The 19838-nt window shown below is 41.5% G+C and carries 16 protein-coding genes; 13 read left to right on the top strand and 3 right to left on the bottom strand.

Going from position 1 to position 19838, the window contains the following annotated elements; all coding sequences use genetic code 11:
- The first annotated feature begins 366 nt into the window (after nucleotides 1-366).
- The 7 genes from BLP92_RS10660 (at nucleotide 367) to BLP92_RS10630 (ending at nucleotide 8953) form a co-directional block, all read left to right on the top strand.
- Nucleotides 367-1338 (top strand): carbohydrate ABC transporter permease, encoded by a 972-nt coding sequence (locus BLP92_RS10660; protein ID WP_244516782.1) that lies wholly within the window; start codon nucleotides 367-369, stop codon nucleotides 1336-1338.
- Between the two features lie 55 nt (nucleotides 1339-1393).
- Complete coding sequence (locus BLP92_RS10655) at nucleotides 1394-2173, top strand: carbohydrate ABC transporter permease (RefSeq protein WP_090843062.1); 780 nt, start codon at nucleotides 1394-1396, stop codon at nucleotides 2171-2173.
- Nucleotides 2174-2196: 23 nt separating this feature from the next.
- The gene (locus BLP92_RS10650) at nucleotides 2197-3573 is read left to right on the top strand and encodes an ABC transporter substrate-binding protein (RefSeq protein ID WP_175444256.1); all 1377 of its coding nucleotides are present in this window, start codon (nucleotides 2197-2199) and stop codon (nucleotides 3571-3573) included.
- A gap of 110 nt (nucleotides 3574-3683) precedes the next feature.
- The gene (locus BLP92_RS10645; protein WP_175444255.1) at nucleotides 3684-5492 is read left to right on the top strand and encodes a sensor histidine kinase; all 1809 of its coding nucleotides are present in this window, start codon (nucleotides 3684-3686) and stop codon (nucleotides 5490-5492) included.
- On the top strand, nucleotides 5489-7099 hold the full coding sequence (locus tag BLP92_RS10640) for a response regulator transcription factor (RefSeq protein WP_090842945.1): 1611 nt from the start codon (nucleotides 5489-5491) through the stop codon (nucleotides 7097-7099). The genes BLP92_RS10645 and BLP92_RS10640 overlap by 4 nt, the downstream gene beginning before the upstream one ends.
- Nucleotides 7100-7126: 27 nt before the next feature.
- Complete coding sequence (locus tag BLP92_RS10635) at nucleotides 7127-8248, top strand: glycoside hydrolase family 88 protein (protein ID WP_090842944.1); 1122 nt, start codon at nucleotides 7127-7129, stop codon at nucleotides 8246-8248.
- A 36-nt stretch (nucleotides 8249-8284) separates the two neighbouring features.
- Complete coding sequence (locus BLP92_RS10630) at nucleotides 8285-8953, top strand: YesL family protein (protein ID WP_090842943.1); 669 nt, start codon at nucleotides 8285-8287, stop codon at nucleotides 8951-8953.
- Between the two features lie 197 nt (nucleotides 8954-9150).
- On the opposite strand, the gene BLP92_RS10625 is transcribed toward BLP92_RS10630, so the two are convergent.
- Entirely contained in the window at nucleotides 9151-11007 is a 1857-nt protein-coding gene (locus BLP92_RS10625) for a DUF2264 domain-containing protein (RefSeq protein ID WP_175444254.1), read from the bottom strand.
- Between the two features lie 240 nt (nucleotides 11008-11247).
- Here BLP92_RS10625 and BLP92_RS10620 point away from each other — a divergent pair, with 240 nt between their 5' ends.
- From BLP92_RS10620 to BLP92_RS10610, 3 genes are read left to right on the top strand one after another with little or no spacing between them, the layout of a single operon-like run.
- Nucleotides 11248-11655, top strand: a complete 408-nt coding sequence (locus tag BLP92_RS10620; RefSeq protein WP_090842941.1) for an EVE domain-containing protein — start codon at nucleotides 11248-11250, stop codon at nucleotides 11653-11655.
- A gap of 16 nt (nucleotides 11656-11671) precedes the next feature.
- Nucleotides 11672-12355, top strand: coding sequence for an NAD(P)-binding domain-containing protein (locus BLP92_RS10615; RefSeq protein ID WP_090842940.1), 684 nt, complete (start codon nucleotides 11672-11674; stop codon nucleotides 12353-12355).
- A 59-nt stretch (nucleotides 12356-12414) separates the two neighbouring features.
- On the top strand, nucleotides 12415-12864 hold the full coding sequence (locus BLP92_RS10610; protein ID WP_244516780.1) for a YkvA family protein: 450 nt from the start codon (nucleotides 12415-12417) through the stop codon (nucleotides 12862-12864).
- A 463-nt stretch (nucleotides 12865-13327) separates the two neighbouring features.
- Here BLP92_RS10610 and BLP92_RS10605 read toward each other — a convergent pair whose 3' ends face one another.
- Complete coding sequence (locus tag BLP92_RS10605) at nucleotides 13328-14482, bottom strand: ROK family transcriptional regulator (RefSeq protein WP_244516778.1); 1155 nt, start codon at nucleotides 14480-14482, stop codon at nucleotides 13328-13330.
- 172 nt (nucleotides 14483-14654) lie between these two features.
- On the opposite strand from BLP92_RS10605, the gene xylF reads away from it, so the two are divergent.
- The 3 genes from xylF (at nucleotide 14655) to BLP92_RS10590 (ending at nucleotide 18437) form a co-directional block, all read left to right on the top strand.
- Entirely contained in the window at nucleotides 14655-15731 is a 1077-nt protein-coding gene (gene xylF, locus BLP92_RS10600) for a D-xylose ABC transporter substrate-binding protein (RefSeq protein WP_090842939.1), read from the top strand.
- 65 nt (nucleotides 15732-15796) lie between these two features.
- Nucleotides 15797-17317, top strand: coding sequence for a xylose ABC transporter ATP-binding protein (locus BLP92_RS10595; RefSeq protein WP_090842938.1), 1521 nt, complete (start codon nucleotides 15797-15799; stop codon nucleotides 17315-17317).
- On the top strand, nucleotides 17307-18437 hold the full coding sequence (locus tag BLP92_RS10590; RefSeq protein ID WP_090842937.1) for a sugar ABC transporter permease: 1131 nt from the start codon (nucleotides 17307-17309) through the stop codon (nucleotides 18435-18437). The genes BLP92_RS10595 and BLP92_RS10590 overlap by 11 nt, the downstream gene beginning before the upstream one ends.
- Before the next feature lie 61 nt (nucleotides 18438-18498).
- Here BLP92_RS10590 and BLP92_RS10585 read toward each other — a convergent pair whose 3' ends face one another.
- Complete coding sequence (locus BLP92_RS10585; protein WP_090842936.1) at nucleotides 18499-19827, bottom strand: D-serine ammonia-lyase; 1329 nt, start codon at nucleotides 19825-19827, stop codon at nucleotides 18499-18501.
- Nucleotides 19828-19838: the final 11 nt, after the last annotated feature.

Genomic DNA, 19838 nt, shown 5'->3' with positions numbered 1-19838 from the left:
CGTGTCCGCTTTTCAGCATGGTTATAAAGTAAGGAATTTCTAATATTTATAATTAGATACGTATAAGGTTCTCCTCCGCTTACCGGCCGAACCTTTGAGAGTAACCCCCGCTGAAAATAATATAAATCTTTTGTTCATCGTTCTTAAAAAAAGCGAGGTTGTATTTTTGAAAAGTGATGAAATATCATTATTAACTATATGACAGAATTTTTTCAAAAGTAAAAATTTTTTCATTAGTGGACAAAAAAATTCCATGTAAGCGGATACATACTCAGATAAGATGAACGTAACACAAAAGACATAAATGATTCAGCAGCCGATAACCAACAAATGAAAATGAATTTTTCGTAAAAGGAGTGAGAACGATTGGAACTGAGAAAAGAAAATAATGAGAATTACGTGCAGCCCTCTCAAAGTCCGGAACCTGAGGAGCCGCCAAAGAAAAAAAAGAGATCAATGAAAATGCAGACAAAAGAAACATGGGCAGGGTATTTATTCATCAGTCCAATGGTTATCGGTACGACAGTGTTAGTAATTATCCCGATCCTGATGGCGATTATCGTAAGTTTTACCGACTGGGTATTTATTCAAGGAATAGGAGAAATGAGCTTCGTTGGTCTTGACAACTATCAAAGGCTTCTCAGTGATGATATATTTCTCCGGTCAGTTAGAAATAATGCCTGGTTAATAGCAGCGGTGCCGGTGACCATGTTTTTCTCATTAATCCTGGCCATTATTATCAACAAACATGTATACATGAAGTCATTTTTCAAGATCGTATACTTTTTACCGTATATATCCAGTATTGTAGCGATAGCAATCGTTTTTCAGCTGCTTTTCCATCCTTCTTATGGGCCAATTAATGAAGTTTTAATGACCATAGGGATTGAAAATCCACCGCGCTGGCTGGCAGATTCCAGCTGGGCATTAGTATCCGTCATTATTATTACTATCTGGACCTCGATTGGTTTTAACTTAATTATTTACCTGGCAGCGCTGCAGAATATTTCTTTAGAACTTTATGAAGCAGCTGACATGGACGGGGCAAATATTTTCAAGAAGTTCAGGCACATCACGGTTCCCCTGGTCTCGCCGACTACATTTTTCCTTCTAATCACGGGGATTGTCTACAGCTTTAAATCTTTTGAGCTGATTGTAGTGTTAACAAGCGGCGGACCGGGATATTCAACTTCCGTAATTGTGTACTATCTCTACGAGCAGGCATTTGAATACTTAAGATCAGGTTATTCTTCTGCCATATCAATCGTATTGCTGCTAATGCTGTTTATTATTACGGCGATTCAATGGTACGGCCAGAAAAAATGGGTGAATTACTAGTAAAGGAGGTTTAATCTTGAAGGAGAAATTAACAAAAATAACTATTACAGTAATTATGTTTATTATCGGTCTTGTGTTTCTCATGCCATTTCTGTGGATGCTTTCGGCTTCGTTGAAATCAGAAATTGAAGTTTTCGCATATCCTATACAATGGATCCCAAATGAATGGAGATGGGATAATTACGCTCAGGTCTGGAGTGGAGATTTCCCGCTGTATTATTGGAATTCCATTAAAGTAACTTTAGCTACCACCTTTATATCAGTAACAGTTTCCACTATGGCAGCCTATGGCTTTTCCAAAATTCAGTTCACCGGCAGGAATATTATCTTCCTTCTCGTACTTGCCACTTTTATGATTCCTGCACAGGCAATTCTTGTACCGCAGTTTATGCTTTATATGTACTTAGACTTATTTGATACGCATTTAGGATTAATCCTTTTAAACAGCTTCAGTGTATTAGGAACGTTTATGTTAAGGCAATTTTTTGTAGGGATTCATGATGATTATATTGCCTCTGCAAAGATAGATGGAGCGGGGCAGTTCACTATATTCAGGAAAGTTGCAGTACCTTTGGTGCTGCCAGCAATTTCAACGTACGCAATTTTAAGGTTTATCTGGACCTGGAATGATTATCAGGGGCCGCTCATTTTCCTGCGGTCGGATCATCTTTCGACCATTCAAGTGGGAATTGCCAGATTCACCTCAATGAGTGGAGAAATTTACAGTTTAATTATGGCAGGTACCATGTCGGCTATTCTTCCGCTGCTGATTATTTTTTTCATAGGACAGAAATATGTTCTTGAAGGAATAGCATTAGGCGGAGTCAAAGGATAAATAAAATAATGGAGGGGATTTGTATGAAGAAGAAAAAGTTTCTAAGCTCAATTTTAGGAGTGGCGTTGGTAGGAGTTATTGCCGGGTGTGGGGGAAGCGATAACAATGATAATACATTAAATGATACTGCGGAGGGCAGTGAAGTAAATAATGCTGGTGCAGAGGCAGAAGAGGAAGCGGTTACAATTCGTCTTCACCACTGGTATAATATTGAACAAGACAATTGGAATGAAGTAGTAGCTGCATTTGAAGAAGAGCATCCTCATATCAATATTGAAATGAATTCACCAGAAAATAATGATGCTAATGAAACAGTCCAGCAGATGGATTTAGCGGCAGCTTCCGGAGATCAACTGGATGTAATGATGATTAATAATGCGCAGGATTATTCGCAGCGGGTCGGGCAGGGAATGTTTGAACCCCTGAATGGCTTCATAGAAGAAGATGGCTATGAATATGAAGATGAGTACAGCGTAAATACAGCTGTCGATGGAGACTACTATGCTCTCCCTGGTAAGTTCAACGGATTCTTCGTCATGCTGAATGAAGATGCACTGGACGAAGCTGGGCTGGAAGTTCCTGAAGAATGGACCTGGGATGAGTATATGGATTACGCAGAACAGCTTTCTGAAGGAGAAGGTGCAGATAGAAGATACGGTACATTCTTCCATACTTGGCTGGATTATATGAAACTGGCAGTCTTCAATCAGCCGGAAGACAGCAATATTATTAAAGACGACGGTGTAACTTCTAACATAGACAGCGAACATATCCGCAAATCACTGGAAATCAGAGAGCGTGGGCATGAAGACAACTCAGCTACTCCGTATGCTGATACGATTTCACTGGATCTTAATTACAGAGATCAGTTTTTCGGTGAAAGTGCGGCCATGATTATGACAGGAACTTGGATGATAAATGATACGTCGGGAACGGATGAATATCCGCCGTTTAACCTGGCATATGCTCCATATCCTAAAGCGGCAGAAGGGGACGATAGTACTTCTCCGTCAGGAGCAGACTTCCTGGCAATTTATTCAGGATCAGACTACAAAGAAGAAGCCTATGAATTTATCAGATGGTACACAACAGAGGGAATCACTATGCAGGGCAAATATCTGCCAGATCCGCAGGCTGTTGATATAGAAGAAGTGGTTAACAACCTGCTGGAGGAAGCAGACGATCTTGACCAGGAGGGCGTCAATGTAGATTCGCTAATTCATACGCTCGAAACGCAGGAGCCTGCAGCGCTTAACATTCCGCCGGCATACATTGGTGAAGCAGAAAGCGCTTATGAAAACGAAGTGGAAAGTTTTCTCTTAGGGGATCAGGATTTAGATACTACCATTGAAAATGCACATGAAGCTGTACAAAATGTAATTGACCAAAATGCAGAGTAATTAAAATTACAAGTTTGACAGATCATATCAATCCTTTCTAACTTCTTAATTATAAAATTAAGAAGTTAGAAAGATTATTTGTACTGTTGGGGGCTATGGGAAGTGACTTCATGCAGAGTATAAAAGAGAAACTATTGAATCTTATAAAGATGAACACGATAAGAAATAAGCTTCTCTTTACTATTATCGCGTGCACTGCTGTTCCCATTTTAATCAGCATGGGTCATATTATGTATACCAGTCTGGATATTGTAGAAGAGCAGACGATTCAGAGCGAACGATATAACCTGGAACTGGCGAATCTGGCGTTATCAAACGACGTGGATGATATGATCCAAATGATGAATTACATTCATTTTGATCAGGAGATCCGCAGTACGCTGAACAGAAGCAGAAATGAGCCGATACCTCCCCGTGCATTTGTAGATATAAATTCCACATTGGACCAGTTAACAAGAAACAGTGATATTTCCGTTGCTGTTATTCCAGCGGTGGGAGACCGCTTTTTCTCTAATTACAACTTTCATGGTCCGATAGTTAAAGAAAATATCACTGATTGGCTGGAGAGTCTGGAAAACATATCAACTTTTCAAGTATATGGATTTAATGCAGAAGAAATCAGCCGGGGAAATTCTGAAGGGCATCTGTTGAATAATAACGAATTATCCCTTGTGCTGGGTAAGAGACTCACAAATTATACGGGAGAAACAACTGCTTATATTTTTGCGGGGCTAAGTAATTTGAATGTAGAGTATTTGGAAAATCAGTTTCAATCTTCGCGGAATCTGGCGCTGGTGGATGAGAATGGATTTATTCTTTACGACCAGAATGAATCGAATATCGGTTTGAGCCTTCCTCATTTCGAACAAATTGATGATACGCAGGATTTTATGAGCGTATCTCAGGACGGAGAGGATTATTTGTATTTACACCACCCCTTTCCGTTTCAAGGCTGGACGCTGGTAAGCTATACTCCATACAATGAGGCAATGAACGAGCTTGATAATGCATTCACCCAGGTGATCCTTATATTTACCATCGCTTTAATACTGCTTATTATTATATTGCTCTTTATTGTAAACCGCTACACGCAGCCAATTACAAGTCTGGCAAACGCTGCGCGGGAGATAGAAGCCGGCAACCTGCAGATAAGGTCAAACTTTAAGAAAGATGATGAAATCGGCCGTTTAAGCCAGGCGTTTGATTTGATGCTGGACCGCATTCAGGGAATGTTCAAAACTTTGAAAGCCGAACAGGAAATAAAGCGGAAAGCAGAAATTGCTCACCTGCAGGATAAAATCAAGCCTCATTTTATTTTTAACGTGTTAAATACCATTCGCATTCAGTCTTATCAAAATGGAGATAAACAATCTTCTGAACTAATATTATCGTTCAATAAATTTTTAAGGATGATTTACAAAGGAGACGAATATATTGCGCTGGAAGAAGAAATTAATCATGCGGAGAATTATGTATACTTAATGAATTCGATGAGGAAAACTCCGGTAAAACTGGAAATTGATATTGCACCGGAAACGTTAAATAAAGTGGTACCGAGGTTCTGTATTCAGCCTATTGTTGAAAATTCATTGAAACACGGGATAAAAAATGGGAATGGTGTTATTTCCATTTATGCAGGTATGGAGAACGAGCAGATAAAAATAACTGTAAAAGATAATGGGACCGGTATAGAAAAAGAAAAGCTTCAGCTTCTGCAATCCGATGTAAGGACGAGCAAGGAAGATGTGATTGCAGATTATAATTCCGAAATAGAAGAAGCATCTGGAATTGGATTAAAAAACGTATATGAAAGAATGCGTTTAACATATGGTGAAGCATTCAGCATGGAAGTTGACAGTGAGCTGGATAGGGGCGTGTCGGTTATTTTTCGTTTTTATACGGAGGAGGAAAAACGATGAAAGCGATGCTGGTGGATGATAATTATCAAATGCTGAGTTATATGAAAGACTGTATTCCCTGGGAAGAAAAAGGTGTGGAAATCTTGCTGTGTGAATCCGGAGAAGAGGCACTGGATGAGGCAAAAGAATTTCAGCCGGATATATTAATTACGGATATAGATATGCCGGAAATTAATGGTCTCCAATTAATAGACCGGATGCTTCTGCTCCAGCCGGAAATGGAATCATTGATTATTTCCTGTCACGATAAATTTGAATATGCGAAAGACGCCATGAAATTAAATGTAAGTGAATATATTTTAAAAGACCTGCTTGAGCCGGACAGCCTGCTAGCTTCTGTAGAAAGCCTGATTTCGAAACTTCAGGAAAAAGAAAAATCCCGGGGAGAAATGGATCAGCTGAAGTCCTATATTGATCAGAACAAACTAAGTTTTAAAAAGCAGCTGTTAAGAGGAATCATGGATAACCCACTGCAGGATAAAGAAGCATATATATCCCAGCTGCATGACTGCGGGCTGAGGCTGAAGGAACACTATTACCTTCCTTTTATCGGCCATATTAATAACAAAGAAGAATTGCTGCAGGAATTTAAATCTTCAGAACTGCTTTTGTCTGCGATTGAAAATGTAAGCCTCGAAATTGCAGGGGAAGAAGGGAAGCTGATCAGTTTTTTAAGCGACGAGTTCGGCATGATTTGGTTTTTTGAAGTGGAATCCCTAATAAAAAGCAATCCGTACGAAATGCTGAAAAATACGATAAGAAATATGGAAAAGGCTATGCTGAAATATTTAGGTGCCAGTATTTCCTTTATATACGGAGAAAAGCCTCTCAGTGATTTGAAGCATCTGAAAATGTCTCTGCAGAAATTTACAGAAATTCAGGCAGAGTGGTTCTATATTAAGGAGAAAGATATTTTGCCAGTAAGTGCGGTAGATTATTCTTTTGCCTCTTCCAATATTTTTGCTGAATATCAGGCTATATACGAAAAAATTGATCAGCTGATTTCAGACTTGAAGGAAGATGCCATAGAAGAAACGGTAAAGGAATGGATCAGTTTATTTGATAAATTGAAATATCATCCTAACCAGGTAAACAGCCTGATTCATAATGTGTTAATAAACATTTCCATAAAACATCAGTATATTTATCAAAGTGATTCCTCAAGTGCAAAAGAACTTTATTCTAAAGTAAGCAACGGAACAAGCATCTGCCAGCTGAAAAAGTATATGTGCAGATATATCACGGATATTATCAGCTATATTAAATCTGAAAATGCTACTCAGAATGAAGGGGTTTTAAAAGCGAAGAAATATGTGGAGCAGCATATTGACCAGAAAATACGAATGGAAGACGTTTCAAAATATTTGTATATGAACTCCAGTTATTTCAGCCGGTTGTTTAAGAAGGAAACCGGCATTACGTTCACGGAATATGTAACGAAAACAAAAGTGGGAAAATCGACGATGTATTTGATTGAGACTGATTTAACAATTGATGAGATTGCCGTTAAGCTGGGATATGACAACACGAGCTATTATATTAAGTTGTTTAAAAAATACTTTTCGACTCCTCCCATGGAATACCGCAAAAACTATAAATTTGTATAAACACGAGAAATAAAGGAGAGTTATTATATGGATACTGCCTGGGTCGATCAAGCATGGGAAGATATAACAAAAAAGCTGGAACAGACGAGCAGAAAAATAGGTGCGAATTTCCCGCATGCGAGTGAAAATGGTTCCTACAAACAAGAACCGCCTTACTGGTGGACAGCTGGATTCTGGCCTGGCCAGCTGTGGCTTTTATATAACGATACGAAAGATGAAAGTGTAAAAGAAATAGCAGTTGAATGCGAAAACAGAATTCATAAAGAAATTGAGAATATCGAAAAACTGGATCACGATATCGGTTTTATGTGGTCCTTAACAAGTGTTGCCCGTTATAAATTGCTGGGAGAATCTGACGCGAGAACCAGGGGTATTCTGGCAGCAAATTTATTACTCGGCCGTTTTAATGCGCAGGGAGAATATATTCGGGCATGGAATCCGTGGTTTGAAGGTGATGAGAACAGAGGATACGCAATTATCGACTGCACAATGAATTTATCGCTTCTTTTCTGGGCATCAGAAGAAACAGAGGATCCCAGGTTCAAACATGCTGCCGTTAAACATGCAGATACTGTGCTGAAGCATTTTCTGGAAGAGGATGGCTCCGTGCACCATATTGTAAATTTTGATCCTGAAACAGGGGAAAGAGTGGAGTATATCGGCGGGCAGGGTTATGCTGCGCATTCCGCATGGTCGAGAGGCACTGCCTGGGCTGTTTATGGGCTTGCTTTATGCTTTGATTATACTGGAGACACAGCTTACTTAGAGGCTGCGAAAAAAGTCGCGCACTTTTTCATTGTGAATTTAAATGATGATCATATTCCTGCCTGGGATTTCCGTATTCCTGCCGATGTAGAAGCGTATACAGATTCTTCTGCTGGAGCCATCGCAGCTGCCGGCCTCCTTCTGTTATCTGAAAAAGTATCAGAACATGAAAAAGAGATCTATCATAGGAATGGTTTAAACATACTTAAGTCTTTATATGAAAATTATTCTTCTTTTCATGACGAGGAGGAAGAGGGAATTATTTTACATGGGACCAGTCATTACCCAGAACAGAAGTTTTTAAATAATCCATTAATCTACGGGGACTATTTTTTCGTAGAATCGATTGCGAAATTGAAAGGGAATTTTGTTCGCTTTTGGTAAAGTTACTCAGAGAAAATTACAGAGAGAGTGATTTCTATGCAATTAGGTGGAGTGATGGGCGGTATATACAAGATAAGTGACGTAATGATGAAATTAGCTTATTTGAACCTCCTCTGGCTGCTGGGAGTGCTGACAGGAGCAGTAGTACTCGGCATTATGCCTGCTACTATTGCCTTGTTCAGTATTATCAGAAGCTGGTTGTTAAAAGACGATACGCTTATTTTTCACAAAAAATTTATCGAAGTGTATAAAAAAGAGTTCTTCAAAAGTAACCTCTTGGGAGCGGGGATCTCCTTTATTATGTATCTTCTGTTTATTAATTTCCAGGTTGCGGCATTAGTTGTAGAGAGCCACATCATTATGTATGTGTTATTTTTTATCAATATTTTCGTTGCTGCTGCTTTAGCTCTGCTGCTCTTATTTATTTTCCCTATCTATGTGCATTTTGAAATGAACCTCTTTCAAAAAGTGAAGCTTGCCATGATGATGGGAATTACCAGCCCGCACATCACATTTGCAATTCTTGTAGTAATCTTTCTCTTCACCCTGCTGTTCATCTTTATCCCGGGAGCACTCTTTTTCTTCAGCATCAGCGCACTTGCATATTGCATGATGGGTGTGAATCTGAAAAAGATAAATGATATTAAAGACAAACTTTCTGCAGCCCCGGAACTGCGTCCGCAGGAACTTATTAAACAAAACTGAATGACTCACCACTGGAAAACGTCCTTCGGAAACGCACACACAAACACCTATGCTGATACAGAAAAGATTTTCCACAAGCCTAAAAACGACCCTCGCCTGATAATTGGTAAGGGTCGTTTTTAATATAGTCGGTGGAGACATAGGTAAAATAAGAGAGTTATTTTACAGCCTGCATTTCTCAGGCCAATAATCAGAAACTATACTGGGTTTTTAAATATTATTTCATTTGTATCTTTCTTTTTCACAGTAATGAAGTCAGTATCTTTTTCCACCGTGCAGCTATTGATCCATTCATTGGTATGGGTACTGCCCGGGGTCCCGTATACGGAAGAGACAAGCCAGGTCGTTCCTTTGTTTATTTTTCCTCGCAAGGCAGGAATAATTGTACGGGAATGCATCAGATTTGTATTGGAGTGAGGATACACTCTTTCTGCACGGCCGTCTCCATAAACTTGTTCTATTCCGCTTTCTGCCCAGGGGAACTTTATGAAAGCCAGATCCTCATGCTCAGTGGCTTCTATTTCACTTCCCTGGTTCAGTGCGTTTTTCATTCCTATTGCAAACCCGCCATCTGCATAGTCCAATGTTCTTTCGCTGTGAATGCGGTGGATCCTTAAGTGGGAAGCGGCACCCGGAAGGATCCACGTCTGTACTTCCACGTCTGCCCACGGTTTCCACTTCATATATATTTTATCTGCTTCTATCCTGAATTCCTCACTTGTTCTTTTTACGCGGTAAATATTATCTTCTTCGCTTAGCGCAAGCATGGAATCAAAAGCTCCCTGCTCAAGCTTCCACTCTGCACGCGGGATACTGAAACCAAAAATGCTGGAATATACGAATTTTTCATATTTCGCAGAGGTATGCGTATGATCATTTGTAGCTTGGTGTCCGGCATTATAAGCGAGCACATGATTTGTATTTTTATCTCTCTGAAGAATCATACTTGCTTCGTGCTGCACAGATTTTTCATTCAGCTCCGGCAGCGGCATCTCTTCTGCCTCCCAGAAAGGGTGCTCGTCTTCTAATGATAAAACCAGAAAAGATTTCAGGGACCAGTAGGGAGAACCGGGTGAATTGTAGTTTTCAGCCATGATCATATTGGGATAGGCATAGCCGATCGTTAATAAGCCATCTTTCGTAAATACAGGCTGTTTAAACCACCAGCGGAAATGTCTTAAAATCAGCCCTTTCAAAACTCCTAAAGAAAAACAGTCTACGTCTGCATACACCAGTGCGCTCCAAAAAGCAGTCTGAGAAAAACGATAGGTCATACTTCTGCCGTAGGGAACAGCTGAGCCATCCTCTGAAAACCAGTGAATAAAATCCTGTGCAAAAACTGCGGCTCTATCTTTATAGACAGCAGCCCGGTCCGGATCTTCTTTTTCCATAGCTTTTGCGTAGAATAGGCCGTAAAAATGCAAAGCAAACGGTACATAATAATCGGTGTGGGCGTTCACCCCGTCTGCATACCAGCCATTTTGCAGATAAAAATGTTCTATTCTATCTAAATTCTGTTCAATCAGCTGCGCATCGTAAGGCTGATTAATATTTTTTAGGCCCAAATTTACTAAGACGGGGAAAAACAGCCAGTTGCAGTCGTGTACTTTACAGTGATTAATCTGCGAAAGCCAGGAAGCCAGGTTTTCTTTTTCCTGAGGAGCAAGAGGCTCCCAAAGCTTTTCTGGTGCAAGTACCAGTGTGTATCCATATACAGCCATTTCCACAATTCTCTGATCAAAATTATGAATTTCTCCCCAATATTCTTCATGGGATGGATTTGTTCCGTTTTTAATTCCTTCCAGGCAGGTTTTCCAATGCGCATCTTCTGCACCACCTGCGAGTAAAGGTGCTATCCCCCATAGTACTCTGGAGAAGGTTTCCATTTCAGCAATCTCATCTGCGTAGGCTGCACTGGTGTTGGAAATATGCACATGGGCTTTTCCTTCACTGTAATAAGGCTTCAAAGGTTGAACGATCTGCAGTAAAGCATCCTGAAGATCTTTTTTTGTCTGCAGCGGATTGGATTCAATCGGTAGTTTAAATGTTTTCAATGATAAGTTCAGCTCCTTAAATCATGAAGGTTTAAAACGTTTCTCCGTCTTTCCTCTATTGTAACCCCTTACATTATGCAGAGTAATAATATTATTTTGACCTGTTATCCCCCTCCGATGAAAAAATATTGATTGATTTGATGAGCGTGACTAAACACTGCTTAAATAAATGCATAAGACAAGGTAATTAAAGGTATATATTTACTGAGAGAATTATATCGTGAACCAGAGGAGGCAGTTATGGCACAGCAGTCATCCAGCTATTTATTAAACACCAACTTTAAATACAACCCGGAGGCTCATGAAGCAATGCTCAGAGAAGGAAAAGCGGCAGCATTTTATTCGCCGTGGAAAGAAAAAATAGAGCGGATTCAAGAGGGAGACAGGGTCTTTTTATATCAGAGCGGTACGGGGATTGTTGCTGTGGGCATCGGCTCCGGTATACTTGATACGCAGGAATACCGGGGAGATCCGGAAGAAGAATATTTTACGCCGCTGGATCAGTTTCATATTCTTAAAACACCGCTCAGCGCACCGGAAATGCGGCAGGCAGCGCAGTCCCAATTTATGTTTGCCCAGACTATGATCGCGCTGAAGCAGGCGCAGAGCGACCGCTTGTGGAATTATATTCAGGAAAATCGCCTGTGAGGAAGGAGAGGTTTTTATGGCCAAGAAATTGAAGTGGGGAATAATCGGTATCGGAAAGCTTGGCACCGCCCTGCTGACGCAGTTTGAAAAGCAGCGCATGCAGACAGGTATTTACCATCCGGATTACGAGAAAACAGTGGATAAAGCAACCAACTTCGCCCACGCGTATGCGATGCGGAAAAAAGACATCACCTCGGTGGATATCCTGCTGCTCGTCCTGCCGGCAGATAAAACCATTTCTTTTATCGAAGAATGTTTGGCGGAAGGGCTGAATATGGAAAACGTCCTTCTCATTAACATGGCCACGAAGCTTCAGACTACGGAATTAAAAGAAAAATTTCCGCAGCTGCAGTGGCAGGGAATCAAGCTGATCGGGCATGCGGAAAGTCTGCGACAGAATGGTGCTGGGCTTTTTGTGACGGAGAAAAAGCAGGAGGGCGAAGCGGAGAACCTTTTCGCTGCCATTGGAGAACTGGTGGAAGATAACGAGTCAGTCGTGGAAGAAGTAAACAAATTGACGACCCTGCATGCGGTAAAAGCTGCAAGAAAACTTGAACAAACAATGCAGGAAGAAGGATATGCTTCCGTATATACGGAACAGGCGCTTCGCGCAGTCCTGCCGGAGGTAGTACGTGCGTATTCCAAAGGGGAACTCGGCCAGTTTGCGAAAAAGATTGTGGAAGAAATGGAAGAAAAATAGCTGTACACAGAGGTTTTCCTCTATAATAGAGATAAAAGAAAACTGTGGAGGGAACCGACGTGGCAAAATGGTTTAATAAAAAGGATAAAAGTTATCAGGAGAAACTCAAGCAGATGGATCCACAGAAAATGATAGACAAATCCGCAGACGAATTTGAAGAAAACAAGTTTTGGGAAAAGCTGCGAAGCTATTCAAAGAAAATGGGTTCGAAGCTCGTCTACTTCAGTCTCCTGCTGTTTTACTCTATGAATGATCCGGGGGTTCCGAAGCAGGCAAAACTGACCATTGCCGGTGCGCTTGGTTACTTGATCCTGCCGGTTGATTTGATTCCTGATATGATCCCGGTCATCGGTTTCGCGGATGATCTTGCTGTCATTGTTTATGCAGTTTATCAGATCGGTACCCATATCAGTGAAGAAACGAAGGAAAAGGCACACGGAAAAATTATTCAATGGTTTGGAGAAGCTCCAGGAAACGTTGATGATAAATTTATGCCAGGTGCTGAATAGAAACGTCAGGGAAGCCACTGCATTTTGCGGTGGTTTTTGTGTTGGTGAGTGAAGGGATTTTCAGCTTGCTGGCAAAAATGAATTCCTGGGTCAGAAAAATGAATTAATGCATTTTTCACTGTTTAAAAATGAGTGAAGTATTCCAGCGCGAGAGTAAATGACTTACACGAGAGTATGTGCTTGTGAAAAATGAGTAAATTCAAGTTAGCAGGGAGTAAATCGTGTTAAATGAGAGTAAAAGAAAATTGGAAGCAAGGAAGTCACTGCGGTACATGGGAACGATGAATTAAATTTTTATCCAGACATTCCAAAAACCGCACTCGAAGTGTACTAACCTTCGGGATTTTGCTTGCCAAAAGAATTATTCGCTGAATGATCGATCCAGCTTTAAACATTCACTCATGAAAAGACCCTCCTTTTTATTTAATAAAGAATAAAGGAGGGGACTCTTTATGTGATAGTCTTAAATAATCCGTTCAAAAAAATCTTCAATGATAAAGTACGAGGCCCCAACGGCAGTGCCTGTAGCATTTAAATTTGAAAACTCGACCCTTAAATTTTCCCGGTGAAACGAAATAGCAGTGGAATTAACAGTGTTATTTAATGATTCTTCCAGCCACTGTCTGGCTGATGCCATACGATTTCCAATCACCACCAGCTCAGGGTTAAAGATATTAACTAAATTAGTAATGCCATGCCCCAGATACTCTCCAATTTCCTTAAAAATTAGGACTGCATCTTCATTTCGCTCTTCTGCTTTTACGATTAATTCTTCAAATGTCAGTGTTTCTCCGAATTTCTCCTTTGATTTACGAAGAACTGCCTGTTCTGAAGCATACAGTTCCCAGCAGCCTTGATTCCCGCAAGTGCACGGAAGACCTTTAAATTCCATCGCAGCATGCCCTGCTTCGCCGGAATATCCTTGGGAGCCTTTAAAAACTTGATTATTTATGATAACTCCAGCACCGATGCCTCCACCAACACTGATATAAAGCAAGTCCCTGGTATCGATCCCCCTGCCTTTTATCTTTTCTCCGTACGCGCCACAATTTGCTTCATTTTCAATATACACAGGTAAATTATAGTTTTCTTCCAGCTGCTCTTTTAGGTTAGAAAAATCACCTGAAAGATTAGGGGCAAACAATACAGTCCCGGATTCATTTACAAGTCCCGGAAAGCCGATGCCGATACCGATAATTCCATAGGGAGAACTGGGAGTTTTTACTGTCAGCTGATTAATAACTTCCTGAACTTTTGTGGAAATTTCCTCACTTCTGTTGCTGGAAGGGAGGTGTATGGTTTCTATTATTTCTCCAGTTAAATCTGTAAGGGCACCGAACAAATAATTTACGCCGATGTCCAGGCCGATTGCATAAGCTGCTTGCTGCTTAAACATTAATAGTACAGGTTTTCTTCCTCCACTGGATTCGCCAGGTCCTATTTCATACACAAAGTTTTCTATTATCAATTCACCTACGAGACTGGAAACTGTCCCTTTATTCAAACCGGTCAGTTGAGAGAGATCCGCTCTGGATAAAGGCGCTTTACTGCGAATAATGTTAAGTACCAGATTTTTATTCATTCCTTTAATATAAGTCTGGTCACCTGTAATGTTCAATTTATCACCACTTCAATTCACATTTATTTTGCAAGATTAAATACCATTATACTTAGGTCTGGTACCAATATAAAGTGAAGAAAAAAATAAATAAAGAAAACTTAGTTCGTCTATTGCACTAACTAAGTTCTAGTGCTATATTTTAAATATTACAAAAAAGGGGGACTTATTTATGAAAAAAGTAAAAAATTGCTTATTTTTTAGTGCTGCTTTGGTAGCGCTTACAGCTTGTGGGCAGGATTTGGAAAATAATAATGAAGCAAGCGGGGAAAATGGCGAAGAGGGGCTGACCATCGGTTTAGCTGTTGCGGATTTAACACTGGAAAGATGGCAGAATGACAGAGATATTTTCGTGGAAACAGCAGAAGAACATGGCGCTGAAGTGCTGGTGCAATCGGCCGATGGGGATGAAGCAGAGCAGAGCAGCCAGGTGGAAAATATGCTGACACAGGGCATAGATGTACTGGTAATTATTCCACATAACTCTGACAGCATCAGTGCTGTTGCACAGCAGGCGGTGGATGAAGGAATTCCCGTTATCGCTTATGACCGTTTAATAAATAACGCAGAAATAGATGCATATATTTCTTTTGATAATATTCGTGTAGGTGAGATGCAGGCCGAATACTTAGTTGATCAGGTGCCGGAAGGAAATTACTATTTAATTGGCGGAGCGCCAACTGATAATAACGCTTATATGTTTAGAGAAGGACAAATGAATATTCTCGATCCGCTGGTGGAAAGTGGAGATATTGAAATTGTCGGGGATCAGTGGGCGGATGACTGGTCTGCAAGTGAAGCTTTAACTATCATGGAAAATGCCTTAACTGCGAATAATAATGAAATTGATGCTGTAGTAGCTTCCAACGATAATACTGCAGGTGGAGCGATCCAGGCACTGGAAGCGGAAAACATGGCCGGGGATGTTGCTATTTCAGGGCAGGATGCTGACTTAGCTGGAACACAGCGGGTAGTACAAGGCACGCAGTCAATGACTGTGTACAAACCTATCCATCTTATTGCTTCAGAAGCAGCTGAATTAGCAGTAAGTTTAGGGAATGGGGAAGACGTTGATTTCGATGACACCATTGAAAATGAAGTTGGAGAAATTCCTTCCATTTTCCTTGATCCTGTATCTGTAGATGGAGATAACATGGTAGATACTGTAATCGCAGATGGATTCCAGGATTTTGAAGACGTATACAGCGGGGTGCCTGAAGAAGATCGTCCAGAACAGCCGGAAGAATAAAATATATAAGTACTCAGAAGAAGGAAGGACAACCTTCCTTCTTCTTTTATAAGGTGGTGGAACAGATGGCAATTTTAGAAATGAAAAACATTACAAAGGAATTTCCAGGAGTAAAGGCACTAAACAACGTTACGTTTAAAGTAGAAAGAGGAGAAATACATTCTCTGTGCGGGGAAAATGGTGCTGGGAAGTCCACGTTAATGAAAGTTTTAAGTGGTGTATATCCCCACGGTACTTATGAAGGGGATATTTTAATCGAAGGAAAAGAACAGCAGTTTGCAGAAATTAAAGATTCTGAATTAGCAGGGGTCACTATTATTTATCAGGAACTTGCTTTAGTACAGGAGATGTCAATCGCAGAAAACATTTTCCTAAATAATGAACCGAAAAAAGCGGGTATTATTAATTGGGAAGAAATGTATAAAGAAGCAAATCAATGGCTCACTAAGATAGGACTTCATATTGAATCGAATTTAAAAATATCTTCGCTCGGTGTGGGGCAGCAGCAACTGGTGGAAATAGCGAAGGCCTTAGCTAAAAATGCAGAAATTATTATCATGGATGAACCTACAGCCGCTCTCGCGGAAGGGGAAGTAGAAATTTTAATCGAGATCCTGGAGCAGCTCCGTGAAGATGGAATTACGGTTATATATATTTCTCACAAGCTGAAAGAAGTCATGAGAATTTCAGATAAAGTAACGGTGCTGCGTGATGGAGAAAGTATTGCTACAAAAGATATTAAAGAAATCACAGAAAACGATATTATTTCTCTTATGGTGGGCCGTGAGTTAAATGATTTGTTCCCTTACGTCAACAATATAATAGAAGAAAAAGTGATGGAAGTAAAAGACTTCTCATTTATTCTCCAACAGGCAAAGAAAGAAGTAACCTCTGGGATTAACTTTGAGTTAAAAAAAGGAGAAGTGCTGGGCATCGGTGGATTAATGGGAGCTGGAAGAACGGAGCTGGCAATGAGCCTGTTTGGCGGCTACGAAGGAACTATGAAGGGCAGTATCTCGATTGACGGAAAAGATTACTCTATTAAAGGACCGAAAGAAGCGATAAAAGCCGGACTTGCGTATGTATCAGAGGACAGAAAGAAATTTGGACTGGTGCTCGGAATGGATGTTACGAAAAACACGACGATGGCTTCGCTCAATCAAGTTTCCAGTTTGTCCTTCCTTAATCATGAAAAAGAGATTATCGAAACGGAAAATTATAACAGCAAAATGAGGGTGAAAACTCCTTCCTTAGAAACCAAGGTGCTGACACTGAGCGGGGGAAACCAGCAGAAAGTAGTGCTGAGCAAATGGTTAATGTCAGGGCCAAAAATACTTATATTAGATGAACCTACCCGTGGAATCGACGTAGGGGCGAAGCAGGAAATTTATAAACTAATAAATGAGCTGACTGCTCAGGGTGTAGCCATTATTATGATCTCTTCAGAGCTGCCGGAATTGCTTGGAATGTCAGACCGGATTCTTGTAATGGCTGAAAATCGGATAACAGGTGAATTAACGAGAGAAGAGGCTAACCAGGAATCTATATTAAAGTTGGCAACTGGAGGGGAAATCAATGAAAAATAAGCTTAGTTTCAAAATGGACGTAAGAGCATATACACTCATTTTTGCATTGATCGCAATATTTGTGATATTTGCATTGATGACAAATGGGGATTTTGTATCTTCAAGAAACCTGGCGAACCTTTCTCGTCAAATGACAGTCATTGGACTTTTAGCAGTAGGAATGACTTTGATCATTGTAGCCGGGCATATTGATTTATCAGTAGGATCTCTTTTGGGGTTGACCGGAGGAATTGCAGCGATATTGCAAGTCTGGTATGGCTGGTCGACATTTCCTGTCATCGTGGTCACTATTCTGGCTGGAATTCTCTTAGGAATGTGGCAGGGCTGGTGGGTCGCCTATAAAGGGGTGCCAGCATTTATTGTCACTTTAGGTGGGATGATGATCTTCCGGGGGATTCTTTTAGGGATAAGCGGCGGGCAGACAATCGCTCCGATGAATGACTCTTTCCGGGTAATTGGCCAGGCATATCTTCCCTATGTCATCGGGTATGCGCTGGTGGCAGCTTTTATAATATTTACCTTTATTTCAGCATTCAAAAAGAGGCAAAAGCGTAAAAAACTGGACTTGGCACTAAACAGTGTTTACGTTGATTACGGCATAGCAGCCGCCTCGTCCCTTGCCATACTATTTTTAGTATACATGCTGAGCAGATATCAGGGCGTTCCAGTACCGCTGCTTATTTTATTAGTAGTAGCTGCTGTTTTCATATTCATTTCCAAAAATACTACTTTTGGCCGGCATATCTACGCAATCGGAGGGAATTCGGAAGCTGCGAAACTTTCCGGGATCAACAGTAAAAGAAACGTCATGAGTGTATTTATACTTATGGGGGGACTTGCCGCAATCGGCGGTATCGTTCTGACAAGCAGACTGAATGCAGGCACCGTAGGCGCAGGGCAGATGTATGAATTAGATGCGATTGCTGCTGTAGTTATCGGGGGCACAAGCCTCATGGGTGGCGTCGGTACAATTGTCGGCTCGATCCTTGGCGCTCTTATTATGGCCAGTATTGATAATGGCATGAGTATGATGAATGTAGCGCCTTTCTGGCAGTATATCGTAAAAGGTCTTATTTTAATATTAGCGGTATATCTGGATATTTCTTCTAAAAAGAAGTAGCGTTAAGCTTATAATGAAAACTTATTAAACACCCCCATCAGACGCTGATGGGGGTGTTCCTTTATAATAGCTTCTTCCCTTTCTCATAAAACTCCTGCATATCCTCTTCCGGCACGAGCGCGCCGCCGGTAGACCAGACGATATGCGTTGCTTGTGCTTCATCCAGTCCCTTTTGCTGCAGGTAATCGGAGGCTTTTATTTTCCCGGGTCCGAGCAGTCCCGTCGCCGCGGAGGGTTCCACGAAAATCTGCTCGCTGTCTCCAAGCAGTGCAAGCAGGCGGAACATGTCTGCGTCTTCCATCGTGTAAACGCCGCTTACGAGCTGTTCACTGATGGAGGAGGCGAAGCTGGACGGGCGTCCGACGGCGAGACCGTCGCCTTCTGTTAAGTTATCAAGCCCGAAATCCTGCACGGAAACTTTTTCTTTTTCTCCTGTCAGGAGACCGAGCAGCATTGCTGGTGCGTGGGTCGGCTCCACGAAAAAGCAGTGCGCGGCGTCCCCGAATACCTGCTTCAGCCCAAATGCAATGCCGCCGGGCGAGCCGCCGACGCCGCACGGCAGGTGCACGACGAGCGGATGTTCACTGTCCACAGTTACCCCGGCTGTGTTCAGCTGTTCCTTCAGACGGAAAGCTGCGACGCTGTAGCCGAGAAAGAGGTGCTTTGACGATTCATCATCGACAAAATAGCCGTTCGGCTTTTGCACTGTCATCTCACGTCCAGTCGTAATGGCTTCGCTGAAATCACCCTCAAACTCGTGCACGTGCGCTCCTTTTTCCCGCAGAAGATCTTTTTTCCACTGTTTAGCATCCGCAGACATAAATACAGAGACATCAAAGCCGAGCTTCGCGCTCATAATTCCGATGCTTAAGCCGAGATTGCCCGTGGAGCCTACGCCGATCGAGTAATTGCAAAAGAACTCTTTCATCTGCGGTTCTGCAAAAACTTCGTAATTGTCTCCTAAGGTAATCAAACCGGCATCGAGCGCAAGCTGCTCGGCGTAATACAGCACCTCATATACGCCGCCGCGCGCCTTAATTGAGCCCGCGATAGCGAGGTCGTTGTCGCACTTCAGGTACAGGGCTCCTGCAATGTCTGCCTTGTAATAATCGTTTAACTGATGTTTCATCGAAGCAATCTCTTTTAAGGGAGATTCCACAATTCCTTCCGTTTCTCTCGTTTCCGGAAATTCCTTCGCCAGATAGGGCGCGAACCGTTGCCAGCGCTCTGCGGCATCTATCATATCCTCATACGTTACCGGCATATCCGCAGTGTCCATCAAATTACGGAGATTCGGATTCAGCCAGGTCACCGGCGTTACATTCATAATCTGGTGCAGGAGTGGATACTTCTTGGTCCACTGCTGAATTTCTTCGTTTGTCATAGTCATACGAAAACTCC

Source organism: Alkalicoccus daliensis, from assembly GCF_900103955.1.
Lineage (GTDB): Bacteria > Bacillota > Bacilli > Bacillales > Salisediminibacteriaceae > Alkalicoccus > Alkalicoccus daliensis.
The sequence above is the reverse complement of the archived record's forward strand: the minus strand, read 5'-3'. Positions and strand labels throughout refer to the sequence as shown.

Excerpts from the sequence above, each read along its gene's own strand:
- BLP92_RS10655 (WP_090843062.1), top strand. The coding sequence starts at position 1,394 with ATGTTTATTATCGGTCTTGTGTTTCTCATGCCATTTCTGTGGATGCTT.
- BLP92_RS10650 (WP_175444256.1), top strand. The coding sequence starts at position 2,197 with ATGAAGAAGAAAAAGTTTCTAAGCTCAATTTTAGGAGTGGCGTTGGTA.
- BLP92_RS10645 (WP_175444255.1), top strand. The coding sequence starts at position 3,684 with ATGCAGAGTATAAAAGAGAAACTATTGAATCTTATAAAGATGAACACG.
- BLP92_RS10640 (WP_090842945.1), top strand. The coding sequence starts at position 5,489 with ATGAAAGCGATGCTGGTGGATGATAATTATCAAATGCTGAGTTATATG.
- BLP92_RS10635 (WP_090842944.1), top strand. The coding sequence starts at position 7,127 with ATGGATACTGCCTGGGTCGATCAAGCATGGGAAGATATAACAAAAAAG.
- BLP92_RS10630 (WP_090842943.1), top strand. The coding sequence starts at position 8,285 with ATGCAATTAGGTGGAGTGATGGGCGGTATATACAAGATAAGTGACGTA.
- BLP92_RS10620 (WP_090842941.1), top strand. The coding sequence starts at position 11,248 with ATGGCACAGCAGTCATCCAGCTATTTATTAAACACCAACTTTAAATAC.
- BLP92_RS10615 (WP_090842940.1), top strand. The coding sequence starts at position 11,672 with ATGGCCAAGAAATTGAAGTGGGGAATAATCGGTATCGGAAAGCTTGGC.
- xylF (WP_090842939.1), top strand. The coding sequence starts at position 14,655 with ATGAAAAAAGTAAAAAATTGCTTATTTTTTAGTGCTGCTTTGGTAGCG.
- BLP92_RS10595 (WP_090842938.1), top strand. The coding sequence starts at position 15,797 with ATGGCAATTTTAGAAATGAAAAACATTACAAAGGAATTTCCAGGAGTA.
- BLP92_RS10590 (WP_090842937.1), top strand. The coding sequence starts at position 17,307 with ATGAAAAATAAGCTTAGTTTCAAAATGGACGTAAGAGCATATACACTC.
- BLP92_RS10585 (WP_090842936.1), bottom strand. The coding sequence starts at position 19,827 with ATGACTATGACAAACGAAGAAATTCAGCAGTGGACCAAGAAGTATCCA.